The following is a 22336-nucleotide window of genomic DNA, read 5'->3' as shown; positions in this document are numbered from 1 at the left end:
AACAGCCCGCCAAAACAAAGCGCCCTAAACGGTAGGTTCAATCCCCAGGTGCTCAAAGGTGCGAAGGGTTGCCTGACGGCCCTGCGGCGTACGAATCATCAACCCGCACTGCAGCAGATAGGGCTCATAGACATCCTCGAGCGTGCCCGGGTCCTCGCCCACCGCGCTGGCAAGGGTCGTAAGTCCCACGGCACGACCGGAGAACGTCTTAGCGAGCGTCTCCAAAATGCGAATATCCATCCAGTCCAGACCGAGCTCGTCGATCTCAAAGAACTCGAGCGCCTGGCGACAGATATCGAGCTCGATGGGACCGTTGCCGCGCACCTGTGCGTAATCGCGCACACGTTTGAGCAGGCGATTGGCAAGACGTGGCGTGCCGCGCGAACGCGAGCCGATCTCGAGCGCACTGGGGTGGTCGATCGTCACGCCCAGGATAGTCGCCGAGCGCGTCACAATCTGCGCGAGCTCTTCGACCGTGTAGTAATCCAGGCGATATGAAATGCCGAAGCGGTCGCGCAACGGGCCGGTCAACATGCCTGAGCGGGTCGTTGCCGCTACCAGCGTAAACTTGGGAATATCCAGGCGAATCGAGCGCGCCGCCGGACCCTTGCCAATCACGATATCGAGGGCAAAGTCCTCCATCGCGGGGTACAGGACCTCCTCGACCGAACGGTTGAGGCGGTGGATCTCGTCGATAAACAGCACGTCACCCGGCTGCAAGTTAGTAAGGATGGCCGCCAGGTCACCCGTGCGCGCGATGGCAGGGCCACTCGTGGTCTTGATCTGAGCGCCCAGCTCGTTGGCGATAACCGTAGCCAGCGTGGTCTTGCCCAGGCCCGGAGGACCCGAGAAAATCACGTGGTCGAGCGTCTCGCCACGGTTCTGCGCCGCTTCGATCAACACGCGCAGGCTCTGCTTGATATGCTCCTGGCCGCAGTAATCGTCCAGGCGCTGGGGGCGCAAAGTGCGATCGACATCGAGGTCCTCGGCCGTCAGCTCCGAGCCCACCATGCGCTCGCCGTGCGCCATGGATGCCGCCGGCGAGTTGCCGGGAGTCGCCCACAGGTCCTGGGAGTCATCGGCTTCCCACATCACGCATCCATTCCGAGTCGCTTAAGCGCCGCGCCGAGCAAATCCTCGACACGCATATCCTGCCCATCATACCCGCTCAGAGCGACATCGGTCTCCTGCGGGCTAAAGCCCATGGAAAGGAGTGCCGCACGGGCATCATCAATGGCCGAGGGAGCGGCAGCGGGCACGGGCATCGCAACCTGTCCGGGAATCACGTCGACCGGCACAAAGCCCTTATCCTTGGCAAAGGTGCTCTTGAGCTCCAGGATCAGACGCTGCGCGGTCTTTTTGCCCACACCGGGCACCTTGGCCATGCCCTTGTCGTCCTCGGCCATCACCAGCGAATACAACTGGCCCACGGTATAGGTGGAGAGCACGGCAAGCGCTAGGCGCGGACCGACGCCCGAGACGGACACGAGCCGGTCGAACATCGTGCGCTCATCCTTAGAGGAAAAACCGAAAAGTGTCATGGCGTCCTCGCGCACCTGCATGCGCGTGTAGAGGCGGACCTCGCCGCCGGGCGTCGGCAACGTGGCCGCAGTGCTGCCCGAGATGCCGAGTTCAAAGCCAACGCCCGACACGTCGACGACAGCAGAGCTCATCGTGGCCTCGACAAGCGTTCCGTGGAGCTGGGAAATCATCAGTATCCGGTTCCTCTCTGTTGATAGAACTCGCCGCCGGTAAGCGCCCGAGTGCGGCTGAGGTTAACGTGGCAGATGGCGCAGGCCAGGGCATCGGCGGCATGGTCGGGATGCGGGTCGTGGTCGAGCTGCGTGAGCGTACGAACCATATACGCGACCTGCCGTTTGTCCGCGGCTCCGGTGCCCACAACAGCCTGCTTAATCTGCATAGGCGTGTACTCGCCAATCTCGAGCGCGCATTCCGAAAGCGCCACGAGCGCGGCACCGCGGGCATGCGCCGTAGGGATGGCCGAGCGAACGTTGGCGCCAAAGTAAATGCTCTCGATGGCAGCGGTATCGGGTCGATAACGCTCCACGACGCCCTTGAGGTCGCGGGCGATATGCGACAGGCGCACCGCGAGCGGACTTCCGGCACTGGTCTCGATGCAGCCATAGGCACGGCAGCGAACCTCGCCACGCCGCTCCTCGATAATCCCCCAACCCGTATGAGCCAAACCGGGGTCAATGCCCAAGATAACCAAGCCGACCTCCCCTCGTCACCAGCACAGCACAAGGCAAGGCCCCGCGCATCATTCACGAACGTCTGTTCTAGAATAACACAACGGGGTCAAGATGCTTAGTTGAAGTATCGGGGTTGGAAGCGAATCCTATCCCATAGTTAGTTCTGCGAGAAAAAGGGGAACTGCCTCGGATCTACTGGCGGGTGCGGCATCGGGCCACCCTGGGGACTACCTTGCGAGCCGCCCTGACCGCCCATCATCTTATCGATGGCGTCCTGAACCTCGCCCTCGAACTTTTTCATTCCCTCGTGTAAACGACGCTGACCGTCCTCAGAGCGCAGTTCCTCCATCTGCTCGGGCGAAATACCCAGCAGCTCGCCCAAAATGCCCATCATCTCACCACGCATACGGTCACTCGTATCCTCGTCAGCAAAACGGCGCACCTCGGCGCGAGCCAGCGAATCGACCGTCATACGCTCCTTGCCGTTAAGCCCCAGGTCGGACCACGCGAGCATGTACGGCCAGGCACGCTCGGCAAACGAACGAGCCGAGACGATCGGCACCGTCGGCAGCTGGCGGCGAGCCGCCTCTCCCTGGCGCACAAGCATCAGCAGCAGCGAGCAGGCCTCAGGCTTGCCGGTGGCCATCGGGATGTCGTCGAAAGATCGATTGCGGTCCACGTGTGCCTCGAGCGCGCCATCGACCTCACCCGGCTCAAGCCCGCCGAGCAGCTGTGCCGCGCGGTCGAGCATATCGACCGGACCGTCGAGCGTCGAGAGCGCCTGCGCCAGCACGCGCTCCACACAATCTTCCACCGCGTTGAGCGTCACGAGCTCTTGGGGCACCACGGCAGACGTGCGGTTGCGCGCACGCGCCACAAACTCAAGCGTCGACAGGTACACATCGCCAAAGGGCGCAAAGTCGCCCTGGTAGCCGCCGCAAAGCGCCGGCGCCGCCAGCGCGTACTCGGTTTTGGACAGCGGGCTCAGCGCCATCGCACCCAGCTCGAGCGCCGTGTCCTCCAGCATCAGGCCCAGCGTGCGCGAGCGCAGGCGCTCGGCATCGCCCGCCGACACGTCGCGATCGAGCACGCGCGCCGTATCCGGTGCATCGCGCTCGACGGTGCGAATGTGCAGACGCTCGGCGATGGCGCGGACGGCGGCACAGCGGGCAGCCTCGGCTTCTTCCTGCGCCGGCGTAAAGATACGGTTGCGCCCCAGCACCAGGCCAATCACATTGCGCGGGCCCAGAGCGTCGACGGCCAGCGCCGCCAGCAGGGACGACGGCAAGTCACCCTCGAGTGCCACCACAGCACGCGACGCACCGTGGGCTCGGGCGTTGTCGCGCACGGCGAGCACCAGCGCCTGCCACAGCCACTCCTCGGAACGGAACTCGGGCAGTTCGTGATCCTCCAGGGCATCGAGCATCACGCCGCGCTGAATCTCCTGAACCAGCAGGCTCTCCTCAAAGCACGGCGCCTGGGCCACCACGCGACCGCAGTCGTCGAGCACAAACGAACCGCCGGTATACACCGACTCGTCATAGGCACCGACCGGCGCCATGCAGGCAAACCACACGCTGCGCTTGGATGCGATCTTGCGGTAGGCGCCGCTGCGAACGGCAGCAATGGCGGCAGTCTCGCGGTCGGTCATGTCAAACGCGTTGAATTGGAAATACGCAATGAGGTCAACACCGGTCGGCAGCATCTCGAGTTCGCGGTCCAAGTCAATAATCACGGCGATGCGCACGCCGTCCACGTCGAACACCGGCGGCGCCCAACGTGTGTCGTTGTTCTCGCCACGCTGCAGGGCAATGCTCGAACGCGCCGGCACCACATGACCGTCCTTGAGCATCATGTAGTCGAGCAGCGGCTGGCCCTCAAACGAAACCGCCGCGGGCACGATGCAGATCATGTCAAGCTCCTGGATACGCTCGGCGACACCAGTCAAACCGGCAAGCACATCGTGCTCAAAGTCGGCAGCGCCCACCAGGCCACCGGGCATGGCGCCCATAAAGAGCGGAGCCGGAACGCACAGCACGCGCGCCCCGCGCTCGTGGGCCAGACGAGCCTGGTCCTCGATGCGGCCGCAAATGCCCTCAATATCACCCAGGCGCATATCGATCTGTGCAAGCGCGAGCTTCATGGCCCAGCCCTTTCCGTCGTAAACCATCGAAATCGTAGTAAAAGCGCCGGCCGCATAATGCAGCCGGCGCTTGCATGTGCATATGCTAGCTATGATACCCCGAGCGGGGGCGCGCTCCTAGAATGTCGCGGACCACAGCCCGTGCAGGTTGCAGTAGGCATAGACGGTACCGGTCTTGGAGCCGCCCGCGAAAAACGTCGCGGGTTTCATGCCGGGCTCAAGGTAATGAACCTCTAAGCGGCCCTCGGCCTCAAGCGCAATCCACTCAATGTAGTGCTCGGGCAGGCTGGGGTGCTCGACCGAGCCAACGCGTGCACGAATCACGTGACCGTCGCGCTCGGTCTCGACAACAGGCACGTGCTTCTCGTGCGCCGCGTCCTCAGTGTTTGCAGTCAGTTCCGTGCAACCGGCAGGGGTCGCAACGCCGTCGCCAAGGGCAGCGATGAGCTTGCCGTCAGGGTCCTTAAAGAATTTCGCCATAATGTTCTCCTTTGCTGATGTGCCAATGTTCTTGATGGTTCTTATGCCCAAAGGCAGACAAACCATCCACGGCATTGCAAATGAACACATAACGGATCAGGCAAGCGGTCGGGCCAAAATGCGTCGACCGTCCTGCCCATTCCAGCAGTCCCACCCCGCGCGCGGCTAGCGCCCGTCGCCGCCGAGCAGCGCCAGAACATCCTCGCGGGTAAACAGCGCCGACGAGATGCCGTCGCCGCCGAGCACGCTGTTGACCAGGTCGCGCTTGGACTCCTGCATCTGCATAATGCGTTCCTCAATCGTGTCCTTGGCGATGAGCTTGTACACGGTCACGGTATGCTGCTGGCCAATACGGTGTGCACGATCAGTTGCTTGGTCCTGCGCCGCCACGTTCCACCACGGGTCGTAGTGGATGACCACGTCGGCCGCCGTCAGGTTAAGGCCCACGCCGCCCGCCTTGAGCGAAATCAAAAAGACCGGAACCTCGCCCGCTTGGAACTGCGCGACCATCTTGGCGCGGCTCTCCTTAGACGAAGCGCCCGTGAGCTTAAGGAAGGCGATGTCCTCCTTGGCCAGGCGCTTACCGATAATATCGAGCATACCCGTAAACTGGCTGAACAACAGGATGCGATGTCCGCCGTCGAGTGCGCCGTGCACGAGCTCCATGCACGTATCGAGTTTGGCGCTCCCCGCCTTGTAATCCTCGTAGTGCAGACGCGGGTCGCAGCAGATCTGGCGCAGCTTGGTGAGCTCGGCGAGCACCTTGAGCTTGTCCTTCTTAAACTCGGATGACTCGCGGTGCTGCACCTGTTGGGCGATACGGTCCTGGTTGGCCAGGTAGAGCTTGCGCTGCTCGCCGGTGAGCTGCGCCATGACGGTATCCTCGATCTTCTCGGGCAGGTCGGCCACCACGTCTTCCTTGACACGGCGCAGCACAAACGGCGACACGAGCGCTTGCAGGCGAGCGGCACTGTCGCCCTCGGCATGCTCGACCGGGCTTTCGAAGCGCTTTGCAAACGATTCACGCGTGCCGAGCAGGCCCGGCATTAAAAAGTCGAAGATGCTCCAGAGCTCGGATAGGCGGTTTTCGATGGGCGTGCCCGTCAGGGCAAAGCGCACGCCGGCAGGCAAGCGCTTTGCGGCGCGCGCCACCTGGGTGAGCGGGTTTTTAATGTACTGGGCCTCATCGAGCACCGCACGGGCAAAGTCCTGCTCGACGTACTCGTCGATATCGCGCCGCATAAGGTCATACGACGTCACGACCACGTTATGCTCGGCCACGCCGGCAATCTGTACGCGACGCTGCGCCTTGGCGCCCACGATGGCGCACACATCGAGCGAGGGCGCAAAGCGCTCCAGCTCGGCAGTCCAGTTGTACACGAGTGAGGCCGGGCATACCACGAGCGTGGGCTTGGTGTCCCCCGCCTCCACGCGCGCCAGGATATGCGCGATCATCTGGAGCGTTTTGCCCAGGCCCATGTCGTCGGCCAGGATGCCGCCAAGGCCCAGGTGTTCGAGCGAGCCGAGCCACTGGTAGCCGTCGACCTGATAGCCGCGCAGTGTGGCCTTGAGCGAGACCGGCACCGTAAAGTCCATCTTGCCGAGCGTGTCCAGACGCTCGACGGTACGGCGGAACGCAGCGTCGCGATCGGCCTCAAGCGCCGGCGTGCGCGCAAGCATGCTATCGACGAACAGGGTACTCGACGCGGGGAGCGACACGCCGTCGAGCAGGTCGACAGCATCGACACCCAGGCCCTCGGCAAGGCCAAACGCGGCGCGGGCGCCCTCGTCCAGGCGAATGATGTCGCCGGACGTAAGGCGCGCAAACGTCTGGTGGCGCTTGTACGAGTCCAGATAGATGGCAAGGTCGGCCGCCGAAAGACCGCTCGCGCCCAATTCAACATCGAGCAGGTTGCTCTTGACGGTCGCACGCACCGAAAGCTTGGGCGCGGGACGGACCGAAATCTGGCGCAGACGGTCGCTGAGCATAACCTCACCCAACTCGGACAGGGCAGACAGGCCCTCGGTCAGCAGGCAGAACAAGCTCTCGTCATCGCGTTCCTCAAACGCCAGACCGCCCTCGTAAAAGTCGAAATACAGGGCCGCCGTATCCATAACGCGAAACTCTGCCACCTCGTCGCGGGGCGGCACGCCCGGGCGCTGCTCTTCGAAGGGGCTGCCCGGAGCGCCCAGACTAAAGAGGTCTGCCGACCAGTCGCCGTAGGTAACCGTAATTTTGCAGGTCACGAGCCCATCGTCGACGCCGATTGCCATAGCAAAGCTCGGCTCGGGCGCCACGGTATCGAGCGCAGCGGGCGCGGTAAGGTCGGTATAGTCGCGCAAAATGGGCAGAGCCATACGACAGAACTCCCCCACCTGGTCGGCAGCGATATGGACTGGCGTGCGACAGGGCAGCAAGCGCGATAGGAACGGCGCCGCATGCTGGGCAAACGCCACATCGGTGCGGCGCGCACGGCGGGTGTCGACCAGATAAGCTACGTCGCCCGAAGCAAAGCAGTATGCATCGGCCGGCAGGCGCAGATCGTAGCTACCACCAGCCGCCGGCGCGATTTTGGCGGCAAGGAGCGGTGGGCGCTTAGCGGACGCCTCGTCCTCCCCTTGCGGAGACAGCTCAACCGCCACGTCATAGGTGCGATGCGTCGTCGTCCCCCGCGACCAGGCGGGCTCAAAAGAGATGGTCTGGCCGCGCAGCAGGTCCAGCACATATACGATGCTATGCTCGGACAGCGGCAACTGACGCTCGGCGACAAAACCGCTGCGGGCAAAGTCGTACGACGCCGAACGCGAGCTTGTGATGTCATCGAGATAGGCAACTGTCGTCAAGACAAGGCTGAGCAGCTTTGTCGACACATCTTCGAAGGCTTCGGGCGTATGGACAAACGTGAGCTTCTTGCCGTACGAGAAGGTGCCGCCGCGCACGTAGGCATCGGCCATGCCGTCGATATCCTTGACCACGTAGGACACCGAACCGCAGCGAATGCGGAACTCGAGCGCCCAGCTAAAGCGGTCGGCGAACAGCGGATTGTAGTACGGCACCAACGAGGGCTCCAACGCCGCTTTGGGGGCGTCGGGATCAACGGCACCGGCAAGCTTGCGGCGCATGCTCGCCAGCTCATCCATGCGCGCGTCCGAAAGATCGGAGAGCGCCGCCATGAGGCTGGGACTCGTGGGGACGGGCGCCGGAAAGGGAAAGTTGGGATTGACGGCCGGCGCTTTGGGCGCGGTGCGCGCGGGCTGTTTCGGCTGCGCCGTAAACGTGCGGACCGGCGTGCGCAAACCTTCGACGGGCTCGGCGCCGCTGGCATCCAAATACGCCAGAGCCGTAGCAATAGCGTGTTTGCACATACCGGGGTAACGATAGGCGGCGGGGCAATCGCAGTCGTAGTCGATCACCTCGTGCTCGTCCATGTCGAGCGCCACGTGCGTCTTGTACAGGTCGCCGCGCGAACCACGCACCGAGCCCTCAACCGTCACGTTTTTGGAGAAGCGCGAGCCGCTGTCCTCAATCGACAGCACAGCGCCGTTGAGCATGAGCGAACGCCCCTTCATAAAGGTGCCGCTCAGCGCCGCCTCTTTCCGGAGCGCCTGCACAAACGTCCCCTGCGCCATCACTTCCTCCAATCTCACCCGGGGTAGCTAATTTGGGACGGGGCTATTTTAGCTACCCCCATATGTCGGTTGAGATGCATTCCGACCCCGACTCATTCGCCGTCAGTCAAAGGGTAGCTAAAATAGCCCCGTCCCAAATTAGCTACCCCGCCAACGCCGTCCTTAAATTACCGTCACTCTGCCTTGGTTACCCACAATCGCCTTTGCCTCTGCCAGCAGCGGAATCGAGCGTGCATTGACCTTGGCCGGCACCTCGGCACGCAGCACGCGCCCGTCCACCTGCTCGATAAAGATCTCCACGCGGTCGCCGCCCGGGTTGGCGGTAAGCACCGTGGCAAGACGCGCCATATTGCCCTGGCTAAAGCGGCTGTTGGGCACCATGACCTCAAACACCTTGGGCTTGTTGTTCTCCTCATTAAGCTCCAGTGGCACGATCTCCTGCGCGATGATCTGATCGCCGCGGTCCGAGCGCTCGAGCTTGCCCTTAATGCGCACAAACGCATCGGACAGCTGCGCGCCGGTCTCGGGATCGACCTCGCCGTACAGGTACCCCTCGGCCTCCTTGTAGGTCTTGGGGAACACCACGACCGTGGCCTCACCTTCCATGTCCTCGAGCTGCACGATGCCCATGGGGTCGCCGTTTTTGGTCACGCGCTTGGACACGCTCGAGACCATACCGGCCCACCACAGCGCCTTACCCTCGGGAATCTCCTGGTTGATGGTGCCGCCCGTAGGATTCTGAACTTCGTAGCCGGTGTCGATCTGCGAGAACGAGAAGTCGCGCGCCTTGGCTAGCGCATACTCAAACGGGCGCAACGGGTGGTCCGAGACATAGATGCCCAGAACCTCCTTCTCCTGGCTCAGCTTAAGGTGGCGGTCCCACTCCTGGCCGTCCGGATCGGGCACGCTCACCTCAAAGCCCGAGCCCTCAACGTCGCCGAACATATCGAAGAACGACGTCTGGCCGCTCGCGCGATCCTTTTGGCGCTTCACGGCGGCATCGATGATGTTCTCGGGGTTGTTCTTATCCACAAAGTGCATCATCTGGCGACGCGGATACCCCGTGGAGTCGAAGGCGCCTGCCTTGATGAGCGATTCGATCACGCGACGGTTGGCCTGGCTCGAGTCCACGCGCTCGACAAAGTCGTGCAGCGTCTTAAACGGGCCGCCCGCCTCGCGCTCGGCGATAATCGCCTGCGCCACGCCAGTGCCCACGCCGCGGATGCCGGCCAGACCAAAGCGCACGCCCTCCTTGGTAGCCGTGAACTCGGTACCGGACTCGTTGACATCTGGCGACAGCACGGGGATGCCGTCGTGGCGGCACGCCGAGACGTAATGAACGATCTTGTCGGTCTTGCCCGTGTAGGACGTCAGAACGGCCGCCATGTACTCGTGCGGATAGTGCGCCTTGAGCCACGCCGTCTGCATAACCAGGATGGCGTAGCCGGCGGAGTGCGACTTGTTAAAGGCGTAAGACGCGAACTCGAGAACATCGTCCCAAATCTTCTGGGCGACCTCGCGCGTGTAGTTGTTCTTGATAGCACCGTTCATCCAGTGGTCGTAGGTGGTCTCGTCCGAGCCATCCTCCCAGTGGAGCACCGTCGACGTGAGCAGCTTGATCTTTTTCTTAGCCACGGGCTTACGGATACGCGAGTCCGATTCGCCCTTGGAGAAGCCGCACATCTCGACGGAGATGAGCATAACCTGCTCCTGGTAGACCATGGTGCCGTAGGTTTCGCCCAGGATGTCGTCCAGGCGGTCGTCGTAGGAGACGGCCGGCTCCTTGCCGTTCATACGGTTGATGTAGGACGAAACCATGCCGGCGCCCAGCGGGCCCGGGCGGTACAGAGCGATCAATGCCACGACGTGCTTGTATTCGGTGGGTTTCATGTTCTTGATCGTGGCCGTCATGCCGGCGGACTCGACCTGGAAGACGCCGGCGGTGTGGCCGGAGCCCATGAGCTTAAAGATCTCGGGATCGTCAAAGGGAATCTCTTCCTCTTTGATGTCGATGCCGAAGTTCTTTTTGATGTTTGCCTTGGCCTTGGAGATAACCGTCAGCGTGCGCAGGCCCAGGAAGTCCATCTTGAGCAGGCCCATGTCGGCAACGGTATGGCCCTCGTACTGGGTAATCTCGACGCCGCCCTTGGTGTCGAGCTTGGTGGGCACATGCTCGTTGACGGGGTCGCGGCAGATCAGAACGGCGCACGCGTGCACGCCCTCGCCACGGGTGAGGCCCTCAATCGAGAGCGCCGTGTCGATGATGCGGCGGGCGTCGTCGTCCTTTTTATAGGCCTCGGCAAAGTCGGGGTTAAACAGATCCTCTTTGCCGGGTTGTTTTTCGAGCACCTGCTTGAGCTTGACCTTGGGGTCGCTCGAGACCATCTTGGACAGGCGCTGGCCCATGTAGACCGGGTAGTCCAGAACGCGTGCGGCATCGTTGATGGCCTGCTTGGCCTTGATGGTCGAGTAGGTGATGACGTGGGTGACCTTCTCGGGGCCGTAGAGCTGGCGAACGTGCTCCACGACCTCGAGGCGCCGCTCATCGTCGAAGTCCATATCGATATCGGGCATCTCGGTACGCTGCGGGGACAGGAACCTCTCGAACATCAGGCCGTTCTCGAGCGGGTCGAACGCGGTGATGTTCATGGCGTAGGCGACGATAGCGCCGGCGGCCGAGCCACGGCCGGGGCCGACGCCGATGCCGTTGTCCTTGGCCCATTGCACGTACTCGGCAACGATCAAAAAGTAGGCGGCAAAGCCCTTGTCGCAGATGACCTTGTATTCGTACTCAAAGCGCTCTTTGATGTTGACGCCACCGATCTCGCGCGTGGCCCAGTCGTCGCCGTAGTGCTGGCGCAGGCCCTTCTCGCACTCGCGACGGAACTGGCTCTCGTGCGTCTCGCCGGGGTCGAGCAACGGGAAGCGCGGCAGGATGATGGAGTCCCAGTCCAGCTCAACGTAGCACTTGTCGGCAATCTCGAGCGTGTTGTCGCAGGCCTCGGGGCAATACGGGAACATCGCCCGCATCTCCTCCTCGGTCTTCATGTAAAACTCCGAGCCGGTCATGCGCATGCGGTTGGGGTCGTCGACCTTGGCGTTCATGCCGATGCACATGATGACGTCCTGCACGGGCGCGTCCTCGCGGCGCAGGTAGTGGAAGTCGTTGGTGGCGATGACCTTGACGCCCACCTGCTTGGCGATGTCGATGAGCGCGCGGTCCATCTGCTCGTCGGTCAGACCGTTATCGGTGGTGATGCCGTGTTCCTGGATCTCGATGTAGAAGTCGCCGGGCTCGAAGGTGTCACGGAAGGTCTCGGCCCACTTGATGGCGCCCTCCATGTCGCCGCGGTCGATGTACTTGGGGATGATGCCCGCGATGCAGGCGCTCGTGCAGATCATGCCTTTGGCATGGCGGCGCAGGTTGTCGAGCGTTACACGCGGCTTGTAGTAAAAGCCCTGCACGGCGGCCTCGGAAACCGTCTGCATCAGGTTGACGTAGCCCTCCTGGTCCTTGGCCAGAAGGATCATGTGGTAGAGCTCGGGCTTGTGGTCGCGGGCGAGCGTCTCGTCCGGCGTAAAGTAGACCTCGCAGCCAAAGATGGGTTTGATGACCAGGGGCGGCTTGAGCTCGTCGATGTTGCCCTTCTCGTCCCACATGGCCATGTCTTTGACGTACTGGGCATGCTCGCGCGGGTTTGCCTCGGGATCGGGCTCCACCAGCTCGTCGCGGCGGTCCTTTTCCAAGAAGGCCTTGTCGTGGCTCCATGTTTTGTACTCGGGCGTGTTGTGGTTGACGGCGTCGCAGGCCAGCGCCAGGTCGGGCACGCCATACATATAGCCGTGGTCGGTAATGGCGACGGCGGGCATGCCCAGCTCTACGGCGCGGTTGACCATATCCTGGATACGGGTTGCGCCGTCGAGCATGGAGAAGACGGTGTGGTTGTGCAGATGGACGAATGCCATGTGATGAGCTCCGATGCGGGTTCGTGTTCTGATTGAACGATTTTACCCCACGGCGCGGACAGCACCCGAACCTAGCCAAACCCACACGGCTCCTCTTGCAGTTGCGGTGAAATGCGGACTGTTTGGCGGCTTTTTTGGCCAAAACAGTCCGTATTCCACCGCAAGTTATCTGAGGACTAGAGGTTGTAGGTGACCACCTGAGGCTCGGCGGGTTCGACGAAGATGGTTGGATTCGCCTGCTCCACGCGAACGAACTTGACGGTCACGGCCCCAAAGCCCGCCTTGTGCAGAACGTCGGCGTAAACGCGCGCCTGCAAGGCGTGTTTCTCGAGCAGCTGCTCCGGCGTCTCGTCCGGCGTGCCACCCGTCTTGTAGTCGATGACCAGTGCGCACGACGGATCGACCGGGTCGGTGGCCAGTGCATCGATGGCGCCCTCGGCATATGCACCGTAGCGGACAATGTCCTCGTCTTCGCAACCCAGCGAGAAGAACGGTACCTCGGCACGAACGCACGGCCAGGCAAGCAGCTCGGCACGGACCGCCGACTTGAGCCAGCGATTCAGGGCGACATCGAAGCGCTCGCGCTGCTCCGGCGTCAGGCGCCATAGACGCGCCAGTGCATCGGCGCGCGCAGCGGGCAACGCATCGGCACCCATCTCGATGAGCCACTGGCAGGCGGCGTGGAAGGCCGAGCCCAGCGCCATGGGGTTGCCGGCGGACTCGACAGCAGCCACGTCTGCATCGACCATCTCCGAGCCATCCGACTCCGCATCATCGCCGGACTCGTCCATGGGAACACGCGCCTCGGCGGCACGGTCTTCTTTCTCGGCATGGAGCGCCGCGGCGATTGACGAGTAGCTATACGAGTCACGCGCCGGGAACGGACAGATGCCCATGCGCACGCCCACTGCCTGGGGATACACAAGCTCAAACGAATCGGGCTTGGGGTCGGCAGGACCGGGCACAGTTGAGTGCGCAGCATTATCGGCGACATCGGCATCGCCACGAACAAGCCTGCCCTCGGCGTCCAGCGAAGCGTTGGCCTCAAACCCCTGCTCGCCAAACGTAAAGTCCGACAGCGAGATGAGCTCGTAGTCGCCCGGCTTGGAGTTGTCGAACACCAAACGGTCGCTATCGAGCTGCGGCATGTCCAGACTGTCGGTCGGCAGGATGCGGCGAAGCACGTCGTAGGTCAGATCGGTCTCGACATCGAAGGTCGGCGCCGTCACCTTGCCGCGGCTCACGCCGGCATCCATCGCCAGAATGACCAACTCGCGCGCTCGCGTCATGGCGACATAGAGCAGACGAGCCCGCTCCTCGAGCGAAAGCTGCAGGTCGTCGTTACGCAGGCGGGCAAATGCCTCGGCGGGAGAACCCGTCGCGCAGACGTCCTCCATGAGCTCTGGCGGCAGCCACAGCGACGTGCCCTTGCCCTTAAACGCGTGTTCAAACTGCTTTTTGACGTCATCGCCCTTCACGAAGGTCCCGTCGGCAAGCTTAACGCCATCGAAGCGCGCCGGCAGCGCCACGACTTGCGCCCCACCGTCGACGCGACCCATCTGTGCCGCACCCGAGGACTTGCGCACGCCAAAACACTCGGCAACCGCTACGACCGGATACTCCAGACCCTTGGACGCATGCACGGTCATGATGCGCACCGCGCCGTCGCCCTCCTCGTTGAGGGCGCCCGGGGCCTCCTTGCCCGACAAGAAGCGGTCGAAGGCCAGCGCGATGGAACGCGGCGAGTTGCCGAACTCGGCCTCCTCCTCGGCCACGGCGTCGAGCGCCTTGAGCACGTTGGCGGCGATGGCCTTGCCCTCGGGGCCGCGCTGCGCCAGGCGCACGAACCAGCCGGAGGCATTGACCGCGTCGCGCGCGATGGCGGCGAACGAATCACGCCCCACGCGACGCAGTGCATAGCGCAGCACCTCGCGGGCACGCGTCACAAGCGGCAAGCCCTGCAAGCCCGGCACATCGGAATCGCTCATGATGCCCATGTCGATATTCCGGCGCGAGGTCTCCCCCGTCTCGCCATCGAGCTTGGTCGCCAGCGCCAGGAACTCCTGGGCGCCGAGCGCAAACATCGGCGAGGCGAGCAGCGGCATAAGGCCCTGCGCCGTATCGGCCGGATTGGCGAGCGCGCAGACCAGGGCACGCACCGTCTGCACCTCGGCTGCCTGGGCAAAGACCGAGCCGCCTGCGATGACGCAGTCGAGCCCCTGATCGCGGAAGGCCTGGGCGTAGACATCGGCGTTGGTCATGCGGCCCAGCAGCAGTACCATGCCGCCCTGGGGCTGGCCGGCATCGGCAAGCGCGCGGAAGCGCTCGGCGATCGCGCGGGCCTTGGCCTGTGTGCGCTCCTGCATACTGCCGCCGGCAACAAAGAGGGCCTGGCGGCGCGAGGCGTCCGCCACCAGCGTGTCCTTGCGGCCGTCGCTCGCCTCAAGATCCAAAAAGCTCTGCATCAGGCCGCCGTCATCGCCGTCGAAGACGCGTGCCACGTAACGCAGCACCTCGTCATGGCTGCGGAAGTTGCGCACGAGTTTAACGAGTTCGCCGGCAGGGGCATCGGCCACGGCAGTCGCCTCGGACGCGGCAGACGAGCCCACCTTGCGCTCCTGGCGGCGAAACACCTCGACCTCGGCGCCACGGAAGCGGTAGATCGACTGCTGCGCATCGCCCACGGTGCACAGCGCGCGCTCCCCCGCGCCCGTCAGATAGCGAATCAAATCGACCTGCATCTGATCGGTATCCTGGAACTCATCGATCATGACCATCTTAAAGCGGCCCTCGTACGCAGCACGGATGGCTGGGTAATCGCGCAGGGCCTCGTAGGCCATACGCAGCAGGTCGTTATTATCGAGGGCGGACTGGGCAGCCTTCAATGCGCGATACTCGGCCTCGACGGAACGGGCCAGGCCCACCAGCGCATCGAGCGCCGGGCCACCGCAGGCAAGCACGATATTGATAAACGCATCGGCGGCCTCGGCCTTGAGCAGCTCGACCTGCTCCTTGGGGAATGCCTTGCTCGCGCGCGGCATGGTGCACGACATCATGAGTCGCGCCGCATCCTCCATGGTTTTGCCACTCGCCTCAAACGCGTCGATGGCATCGAGCGCCGTCTGCGCCTTCTCGGTCGCGGCCTTGCTTGCGCCTAGCGCCGCGCGATAGGCATCGGCGAGTGCCGAGGTATCGGCCTGGCCGCGCGCCACGCGCGCGTCGTCCATACCGCCCGGCAACTGGCTCGACAGCTCCAGCAGGTCGCGCACCAGACCCTTGATGGTCGTACCGCCGCCAAAGGAACCGCCCTCGCCCGCCATGGGATACCAGGCATAGAGGGCCTTGAGCGATGCCGCGAGCTCGGGGGCGGCATCGGGTGCCGTCGCGCGACCCAGCACATGCTCAACAGCCTGGTCCATGAGCTCGTCGGTATCGGTGAGCACCGTGAACTCGGGGTCGATGCCCAGCTCCAGCGCGTGCGCGCGCAGGATACGCGAGCACATGCCGTGAATGGTCGAGATCCACGCGTCGTCGACGGTCAGTGCTTCCTCGTCCATGCCCTCGTCGATAAGCGCACGGCGCACGCGGTCGCGAATCTCGGCCGCGGCATCTTTGGTAAAGGTAATGGCGAGCACCTGGTCCAGATGCTCAACGAACGGACCGGATTCGGGCGAGAGCGCATAGACGATGCGGCGCGTGAGGGTAAAGGTCTTACCCGAACCGGCGCCCGCCGAGACAAACAGCGGGCGGTCGAGCGTTTTGACAATCTGCAGCTGTTGCGGCATCAAAGTCGAAAGATCCATGGTCTACACGTCCCTCCTTACAAACGTTCCTTCGTGGTTATACGAGCAGCGCGCATGCGCGGCCTGAGCCGACGCCGGGTCGACGGCGGCAACGTTGCCCGCCTCGAGCTCGCGCAGGCGCTCGGCGATGCCGGCCTCCACGCGATCGAGCAGGGCATCGAAGTCCATGCTGCCGCCCTCGCCCGGGAAGCCCTTCTTGAGGCCCGGGATGCGACCGTCACCGCGCTCTTCCTCGAGCAACTCGGCGCTCGCCGCACCGCGCAGCGCGGGCTTGCCGCCCTTGGTCGAAAAATAGAGCGCTGCACGGGTATCCAAGCCCAGTGCCCGACGCATGGCCTGCGCGTAGATGAGCGTTTGGGTATGGGGCGGCAGCCAGCGCGGGTCGTCGATGGGAGCCTCGCCCGTCTCCTCGTCACGCACCGTGGGGTCGGCAAGCTTAAACTCCTCGACACCCGAACGATGCTTGTAGTCGATTACCACGGCGCGGTTCTCGGCGTCCACGTCCACACGGTCGATGCGCCCGCCGAGCGGCCAACCGGCATACTCGACCTGGAGCTCGTTGAACGCAAACTCCAGGTAGCGCGGGGCAAAGGGGGCAAGTGCCTCGGACTCGTAGGCAAGCACGCCCTCCAGCTGCGGCAAGATCTCGGCCACCTGGCGCTCCTCCACCGCAGAGAGCGGCACCAGCGGGCCCTCCGTGCCGCGCTTGCCGGCGTGCTCGGCCAACGTCTCGTCAAAGACCTCGTGCAGCAGCTCCTGAGCACGCGGCAGATTCTCGGGCGTCACGCGCTCCATGCCTTCTTGGGGCAGACGGGCATGCAGATGCTCCAGCACGTCGTGGACAAAGTTGCCCTTCTCCATGTTGCCAAAGCCAGCGTCGATCGACTGGGGCTTGACGCGATACGAGACGAACCAGCATAGCGGACAGGTCGAATAGGCCTCGATCTGCGAGGCAGACGTCAAGCGCGGCACCAGCGGCGCATCCTCGCCCTCGCCATCGCGACGGCGCAGGACCAAATACGGCACGGCCTCGGCACTCAGATGCTGAGGGGCTTCACAGGTCACGCGCTCGCGCTTGAGGCCTTCACCTGCCGCGGGATCAAAGTCGGCGATGATATCGCCCTCGCCCACGCACGTGGGCTTGGCAGCGCCAGCGGCCTCGGCATGTGCCCGCAGCTCGGTCCATACGGCTGCCGGGTAGCACTCGCGCGCCTGGCGATCGTGCGTCACGCGGGCGAGCGCGACCGGACCGCTCGCCGCCTGCATCGCACGGCCAAAGCGCACGCGCAGCAGGGCGGCGGGCTCCAAAGACACGCCGTCGCGGCGCAGCTCGGCCGTCAATGTGGCAAGCGGGCCCTCTTCGTGCGAAAGCGGATAGCTGTCCAGGTCGACATCGGCAAACAGCACGGCATCGTAGCCGCCAGGACGCAAAACCGACGCATCGGCAAGCGACACGAAGCGCACTTGTGCCCGTGGCGTGCGATCGACCTCGTAGGTCGCGCAATCGTAAGCGGTACTGCGCTTGTCCACCTTGGTTCGAACGCCGTCGAGAACCGGCACGGTCGCGGCCTGCGACACGTCGAGTGCGCGAGCATCGTTCATAAGGATGTCGATGGCATGGCGCAGCAAAGCCGTCTCTGCCTGGCGACGGGCCTGGCCGTCAAGGCCGCCTAGAGCGCGATCGGGCAGCGCCTCGGCAACGGCGAGCATGGCCTTGAGCGCCGTCACGGGTTTGTCGCGCCACAGCGCCTGGAACACGTCCGAGACCACACACGGCACGTTCTTAAACCAGTTTTCGTCGCTCGCCGCCTTGCGCGCGCCCCTCACCTGACCCTGGACGCTCTGCAGCAGGCTCTTAACGCCCGCAGTGGTCTTGTTGCGCGACAGGCGTATGTTCTTGTCGAAGCCGCGGGCGCTCGCGGCGTCGGCACCCGAAAGCGGGCTATAAATCCAGTCGGTAAGCTCCGGAGCGGGCCACCACTCGGTCTTGGAAGCGGTGCCCTCGTCGGCGGCTTTCATACGCTCGATCAGGTTGGCGAGCGCCGTAAACTGCCTGCCCGCGATGGACTGGGAAAACGCCGTGAACTCAGTCGTCTCGGCCGCAATGTGACGCGCCGCCAGACGAGAGGCGAGCTCAACGAACAGCTGGGGTGCCCGGGCAGAAACAACGAGCACGCGCACAGGGTCGGCAGGCGTCGCGACGCCGTCGACCTCGGAACCCCGGCACGTTTTTACCAGATCATCAATTGCGTCCGCATAAGCATGAGCACGGGCATGGGGGCCAGCGACCTCAATAAAGGCAGGCTGAGCGGCGGTCCCGCAAGCGGCATCAGACGCGCCGACACCCTCCCCTAGCGGCGCGATCTCAAACAACACATCGCGGGCATCAAATGCCGCGGCAAGCTCCTCGCGCATCGCCGCCTGCTCGCGGGCAAGCAGCACGACGACCTCTCCCCCATTGTTCGCCACGGCAGACAGCAGCTCGAGCAGACCGTGCGTAAACGACGTGATACCGCGCACGCATACGGCGCGAGTGCACGCCGGCAGGCTATCGGCCAGGACACTGGTCATAATGTCAGCTGCCTCGCAGGGCTCAACCATATCTCGACGGTCCAAACCGCCCGCGTAGGCGCGCAAAAGCTCGAACACACGAGCCTCGGCATCGCTTTTTGGCTCAGGCCGGCAGTTGTCGCCACGGCATCGTTCGGCACCCGTCCCCGCAACGCCCGGCAACACGCCGCGGGCCATGCGCGCGAGCATGCGCACTGTGCCCTGGCTGCGCGAAAGCGGCTGCAGAGCGGCGTCGTCGCGGCGGTCGATCATGTCCGAGAACAGCATCTGGCGCTGAAGGTTGTCCACAAAGCTGCGGCCATCGCCCATAAGCTCCCACAGCGAGCTGAGCCACGATGTGGGCGTCTTGTAGTCGACACCCAGTGAAACCCCGGCTTCCGCCGCATCATGGCGGCACAGGTCGAGCTCGGCAAATGTTGGCGCCAACAGAACAGCGCGCCCGTGGCGGGCAACCAGGTCGGCCAGTAGCGCCGCCTCGGCATCGCTCAAATCCGTGCCGGCATTGGTGGTATAGATTCGAACAGGCATGGTCCTCCGCTCAAACTGTTCGCAATAATCAATGCATCCATCCTACCCGCCCAAGCGGACAGATTTGCCCCACGCCAACAGATTTGATCCCTTGAGGACGGAGGAAAATGGATCACAGAGGGGGTCAGTCTAACCCGGTGATTCGTTTTCCTCCGTCCCCAAGGGATCAAAAAACCGCCCCCGGAGGGACGGTTCTTCGTAATTCAATGTTGTCGCTGGCCTACTCGCCATCCTCCAACTTAATGAGGATCTTGCGGTAGCCACCGTACTCGCCGTTCAGCGCCTTTGAAACGCGGCTCACCGTGGTGGACGAAGCGCCGGTACGGGCCTGAACCTCAACATAAGGCTCGCCCTCGTCCAAATAGCGCGCAACTTGCAAACGCTGAGAAAGGTCGCAAATCTCGCGCGGCGTGCAGATATCGGTCAAAAACGCTTGGATATCCTTCTCGTCGTCCAAAAGGCTAAATGCGTGGACCAGCTGCTTGACATCAGGCTTGTCAAACATGTTCTCGATATTCATCGATCACCGCCAAACCCGCCAAAAGGCATCGAAGTTGATACTGACATCGGGCATCGTTCACCCGTTCTATGCAATAGGGCAACGCCTGTGGCTTTTGCCCGTAGCAGTGTAGCACACCACCAAACTAAAGCGACAAGACTCTCTGCCAGCGGCGCGTTTTTCAGGACGAACGCCGTTTAGAAACCATATGCGCACGTAAGCTCCACGAATATTTGAGACAATGGGCGCCCAAACACCGCGGCGCGCCCGCGCAACCATCCAGGTCGCCGCCGTAAGCCGCTTCACGCGACGCCAGCAATCCCGGCGCAAGAAAGGATTCACGCCATGCGCTTTATGCTTAACTGGCTCTTCACCTCGATCGCCATCGCGATCGCCACGTTCCTCGTCCCCGGTATCCAACCCTTCGGCTTTGCCGAGACCTGGGTCTGCTTTGCCTTTGTGGGACTGTTCCTGAACATTGTCGATTCGTTCGTCAAACCGTTCCTCACGGTCATCTCGCTGCCGCTCACGATCATTACGCTGGGCATTTTCCAGCTTGTCGTCAACAGCTTTATGCTTGAGCTCGCGAGTTACCTGTCGGTCAACCTGCTGGGCGTCGGCATCTCCATCGCCAGCTTTGGATCGGCCTTTATGGGCAGCATCCTGGTGTCCATCACGCGCAGCATCCTCGACAGCATCGCCGAGGACTAAAACGGCCATTCCGGCCGTGTCCGTCTCAACAGCCCAAAACGAAGGCCGCCCATCGCAAAAATGGGCAGCCTTCTTATTTGCCAAGTCTCAAAGGGCGAGAAAATCTACCATTTCCACCCCGTCCCCAAATGCAGGTGTGGGTTAGATGACGTAGTCGTAGCCATGGTTGGGAGCGACAAGTTGATCGAGCGTCACACCGTCGAGGTAGTCGTTGATGAGCTTGTCCAGGTTCTTCCACACGTCGAGCGTGGGGCACTCATCCGAACGCGAGCAGCCCTTGCAGTCGCCATCCAGGCAGGCGACCGGCGCCAGACTGCCCTCGGTCAGGCGCAAGATCTCGCCCACCGTGTATTGCTCGGGCGGGCGCGTGAGCACATAGCCGCCGCCCTTGCCGCGCATGCCCGAGAGCATGTTGGCGCGCACGAGCGTAGCCAAAATGTTCTCGAGATATTTCTCGGAAATCCCCTGTCGCGCCGCGATCTCTTTGAGCGGGATGCGACCGGCTGCCTGGTGCTCGGCCAGATCGACCATAACGCGCAGGGCATATCTGCCCTTAGTAGAAACCAACATGTATAGTGCTGCCTTTCGGTCATTTAGTCCGTAGAAATTCTAGCCGAAATATTGGTTTTGAAAATACCCGTTCCGGTCAAGATGGTTAATCGACTCGTAATAATCTTCTATTTCCTATTGCGTTACTAGGCTTTACTGTCTACTATGCTTGCCAACAGCAAAACGAACAACCCATAAGGTTTGTGGGTTTCGCTGCTACACACACCGTAAAACCACACGGTATCCAGTCATTTGAACACTTTGGAGGTTCACCATGAGCAATGTTTACACGTCCATCGATCAGCTTATCGGCCACACTCCGCTTCTGGAGCTCACTCACTTTGAGGCCGATGAGGACCTCAAGGCCCGCGTGCTCGTCAAGCTGGAATACTTCAACCCCGCCGGCTCCGTCAAAGACCGCGTCGCCAAGAACATGATCGACGAGGCCGAGAAGGCCGGCAAGCTCGTGCGCGGCGGCGACTACACCATCATCGAGCCCACGAGTGGCAACACCGGCGTCGGCATCGCCTCGGTGGCGGCGGCTCGCGGCTACAAGGTGATCATCACCATGCCCGAGACTATGTCCGTCGAACGCCGCAAGCTTATGCAGGCATATGGCGCACAGCTCGTGCTCACCGACGGTTCCAAGGGCATGAAGGGCGCCATCGCCAAGGCCGAGGAACTGCAGAAGGAGACGCCAAACAGCATCATCGCCGGCCAGTTTGTGAACCCCGCCAACCCCGCCATCCACAAGGCCACGACCGGCCCCGAGATCTGGGATGACACCGACGGCGAGGTCGACATCTTCGTCGCCGGCGTTGGAACCGGCGGCACCGTGACCGGCGTGGGTGAGTTCCTTAAGGAGCAGAACCCCGAAATCAAGGTCGTCGCCGTCGAGCCCGCCACTTCCCCGGTGCTCTCCAAGGGCCAAGCCGGCCCGCACAAGATCCAGGGTATCGGCGCCGGTTTTGTGCCCGACGTCCTCGACACCCAGGTCTATGACGAGATCATCCCCGTCGAGAACGACGACGCCTTTGCGACCGGCCGCGCCGTGGGCCACAAGGAGGGCGTGCTCGTGGGCATTTCGTCCGGCGCCGCCGTGTGGGCCGCGCTGCAGCTGGCCAAGCGCCCCGAGAACGAGGGCAAGACCATCGTGGCCCTGCTTGCCGACACCGGCGAGCGCTACCTGTCCACGGCGCTCTTCCAGGACTAGGGCCTGTCGCCCATAGGTTGAGCCCACGGA

At 63.0% G+C, this 22336-nt stretch carries 13 protein-coding genes; 2 read left to right on the top strand and 11 right to left on the bottom strand.

Going from position 1 to position 22336, the window contains the following annotated elements:
• Positions 1 to 24: 24 nt before the first annotated feature.
• The 10 genes from ruvB to ACESUZ_RS04555 form a co-directional block, all read right to left on the bottom strand.
• Positions 25 to 1092, bottom strand: coding sequence for a Holliday junction branch migration DNA helicase RuvB (gene ruvB / locus ACESUZ_RS04600; RefSeq protein WP_035137349.1), 1068 nt, complete (start codon positions 1090 to 1092; stop codon positions 25 to 27).
• Positions 1092 to 1712, bottom strand: coding sequence for a Holliday junction branch migration protein RuvA (gene ruvA / locus ACESUZ_RS04595; protein ID WP_117806235.1), 621 nt, complete (start codon positions 1710 to 1712; stop codon positions 1092 to 1094). Before ruvA ends, ruvB begins: the two co-directional genes overlap by 1 nt.
• Entirely contained in the window at positions 1712 to 2233 is a 522-nt protein-coding gene (gene ruvC / locus ACESUZ_RS04590; RefSeq protein ID WP_035137351.1) for a crossover junction endodeoxyribonuclease RuvC, read from the bottom strand. Before ruvC ends, ruvA begins: the two co-directional genes overlap by 1 nt.
• Before the next feature lie 137 nt (positions 2234 to 2370).
• Positions 2371 to 4383, bottom strand: a complete 2013-nt coding sequence (locus ACESUZ_RS04585) for an NAD(+) synthetase (RefSeq protein WP_373198717.1) — start codon at positions 4381 to 4383, stop codon at positions 2371 to 2373.
• Between the two features lie 90 nt (positions 4384 to 4473).
• Complete coding sequence (locus ACESUZ_RS04580; protein ID WP_035137352.1) at positions 4474 to 4836, bottom strand: desulfoferrodoxin family protein; 363 nt, start codon at positions 4834 to 4836, stop codon at positions 4474 to 4476.
• A gap of 165 nt (positions 4837 to 5001) precedes the next feature.
• Positions 5002 to 8466, bottom strand: coding sequence for a DEAD/DEAH box helicase (locus tag ACESUZ_RS04575; RefSeq protein WP_373198715.1), 3465 nt, complete (start codon positions 8464 to 8466; stop codon positions 5002 to 5004).
• Positions 8467 to 8628: 162 nt separating this feature from the next.
• A complete protein-coding gene (gene dnaE / locus ACESUZ_RS04570; protein ID WP_373198714.1) occupies positions 8629 to 12432 on the bottom strand; it encodes a DNA polymerase III subunit alpha in 3804 nt (1267 codons plus the stop codon).
• 176 nt (positions 12433 to 12608) lie between these two features.
• Positions 12609 to 16235: a UvrD-helicase domain-containing protein gene (locus ACESUZ_RS04565; protein ID WP_373198713.1), complete on the bottom strand. Its 3627-nt coding sequence runs from the start codon at positions 16233 to 16235 to the stop codon at positions 12609 to 12611.
• Between the two features lie 3 nt (positions 16236 to 16238).
• A complete protein-coding gene (locus ACESUZ_RS04560) occupies positions 16239 to 19334 on the bottom strand; it encodes a PD-(D/E)XK nuclease family protein (protein ID WP_373198712.1) in 3096 nt (1031 codons plus the stop codon).
• Between the two features lie 220 nt (positions 19335 to 19554).
• The gene (locus ACESUZ_RS04555; protein ID WP_022094855.1) at positions 19555 to 19854 is read right to left on the bottom strand and encodes a YerC/YecD family TrpR-related protein; all 300 of its coding nucleotides are present in this window, start codon (positions 19852 to 19854) and stop codon (positions 19555 to 19557) included.
• Positions 19855 to 20178: 324 nt separating this feature from the next.
• Between ACESUZ_RS04555 and ACESUZ_RS04550 the strand changes: the two genes are divergently transcribed.
• Positions 20179 to 20544, top strand: a complete 366-nt coding sequence (locus ACESUZ_RS04550) for a phage holin family protein (RefSeq protein WP_035137358.1) — start codon at positions 20179 to 20181, stop codon at positions 20542 to 20544.
• A gap of 141 nt (positions 20545 to 20685) precedes the next feature.
• Here the strand turns inward: ACESUZ_RS04550 and ACESUZ_RS04545 are convergent, their stop codons facing one another.
• Positions 20686 to 21114 (bottom strand): RrF2 family transcriptional regulator, encoded by a 429-nt coding sequence (locus tag ACESUZ_RS04545; RefSeq protein ID WP_022094857.1) that lies wholly within the window; start codon positions 21112 to 21114, stop codon positions 20686 to 20688.
• A 253-nt stretch (positions 21115 to 21367) separates the two neighbouring features.
• On the opposite strand from ACESUZ_RS04545, the gene cysK reads away from it, so the two are divergent.
• Positions 21368 to 22306 carry a cysteine synthase A gene (gene cysK / locus ACESUZ_RS04540; protein WP_055310201.1) on the top strand — a complete coding sequence of 313 codons (939 nt, stop codon included), beginning with the start codon at positions 21368 to 21370 and terminating at the stop codon, positions 22304 to 22306.
• Positions 22307 to 22336: the final 30 nt, after the last annotated feature.

The sequence above is a fragment of the Collinsella aerofaciens ATCC 25986 genome (genome assembly GCF_964239575.1).
Lineage (GTDB): Bacteria > Actinomycetota > Coriobacteriia > Coriobacteriales > Coriobacteriaceae > Collinsella > Collinsella aerofaciens_BQ.
The sequence above is the reverse complement of the archived record's forward strand: the minus strand, read 5'-3'. Positions and strand labels throughout refer to the sequence as shown.

Bases quoted from the DNA above. Each gene is read 5' to 3' on its own strand.
- ruvB (WP_035137349.1), bottom strand. From the start codon at position 1,092: ATGTGGGAAGCCGATGACTCCCAGGACCTGTGGGCGACTCCCGGCAAC.
- ruvA (WP_117806235.1), bottom strand. From the start codon at position 1,712: ATGATTTCCCAGCTCCACGGAACGCTTGTCGAGGCCACGATGAGCTCT.
- ACESUZ_RS04585 (WP_373198717.1), bottom strand. From the start codon at position 4,383: ATGGTTTACGACGGAAAGGGCTGGGCCATGAAGCTCGCGCTTGCACAG.
- ACESUZ_RS04580 (WP_035137352.1), bottom strand. From the start codon at position 4,836: ATGGCGAAATTCTTTAAGGACCCTGACGGCAAGCTCATCGCTGCCCTT.
- ACESUZ_RS04575 (WP_373198715.1), bottom strand. From the start codon at position 8,466: ATGGCGCAGGGGACGTTTGTGCAGGCGCTCCGGAAAGAGGCGGCGCTG.
- dnaE (WP_373198714.1), bottom strand. From the start codon at position 12,432: ATGGCATTCGTCCATCTGCACAACCACACCGTCTTCTCCATGCTCGAC.
- ACESUZ_RS04565 (WP_373198713.1), bottom strand. From the start codon at position 16,235: ATGGATCTTTCGACTTTGATGCCGCAACAGCTGCAGATTGTCAAAACG.
- ACESUZ_RS04560 (WP_373198712.1), bottom strand. From the start codon at position 19,334: ATGCCTGTTCGAATCTATACCACCAATGCCGGCACGGATTTGAGCGAT.
- ACESUZ_RS04555 (WP_022094855.1), bottom strand. From the start codon at position 19,854: ATGAATATCGAGAACATGTTTGACAAGCCTGATGTCAAGCAGCTGGTC.
- ACESUZ_RS04550 (WP_035137358.1), top strand. From the start codon at position 20,179: ATGCGCTTTATGCTTAACTGGCTCTTCACCTCGATCGCCATCGCGATC.
- ACESUZ_RS04545 (WP_022094857.1), bottom strand. From the start codon at position 21,114: ATGTTGGTTTCTACTAAGGGCAGATATGCCCTGCGCGTTATGGTCGAT.
- cysK (WP_055310201.1), top strand. From the start codon at position 21,368: ATGAGCAATGTTTACACGTCCATCGATCAGCTTATCGGCCACACTCCG.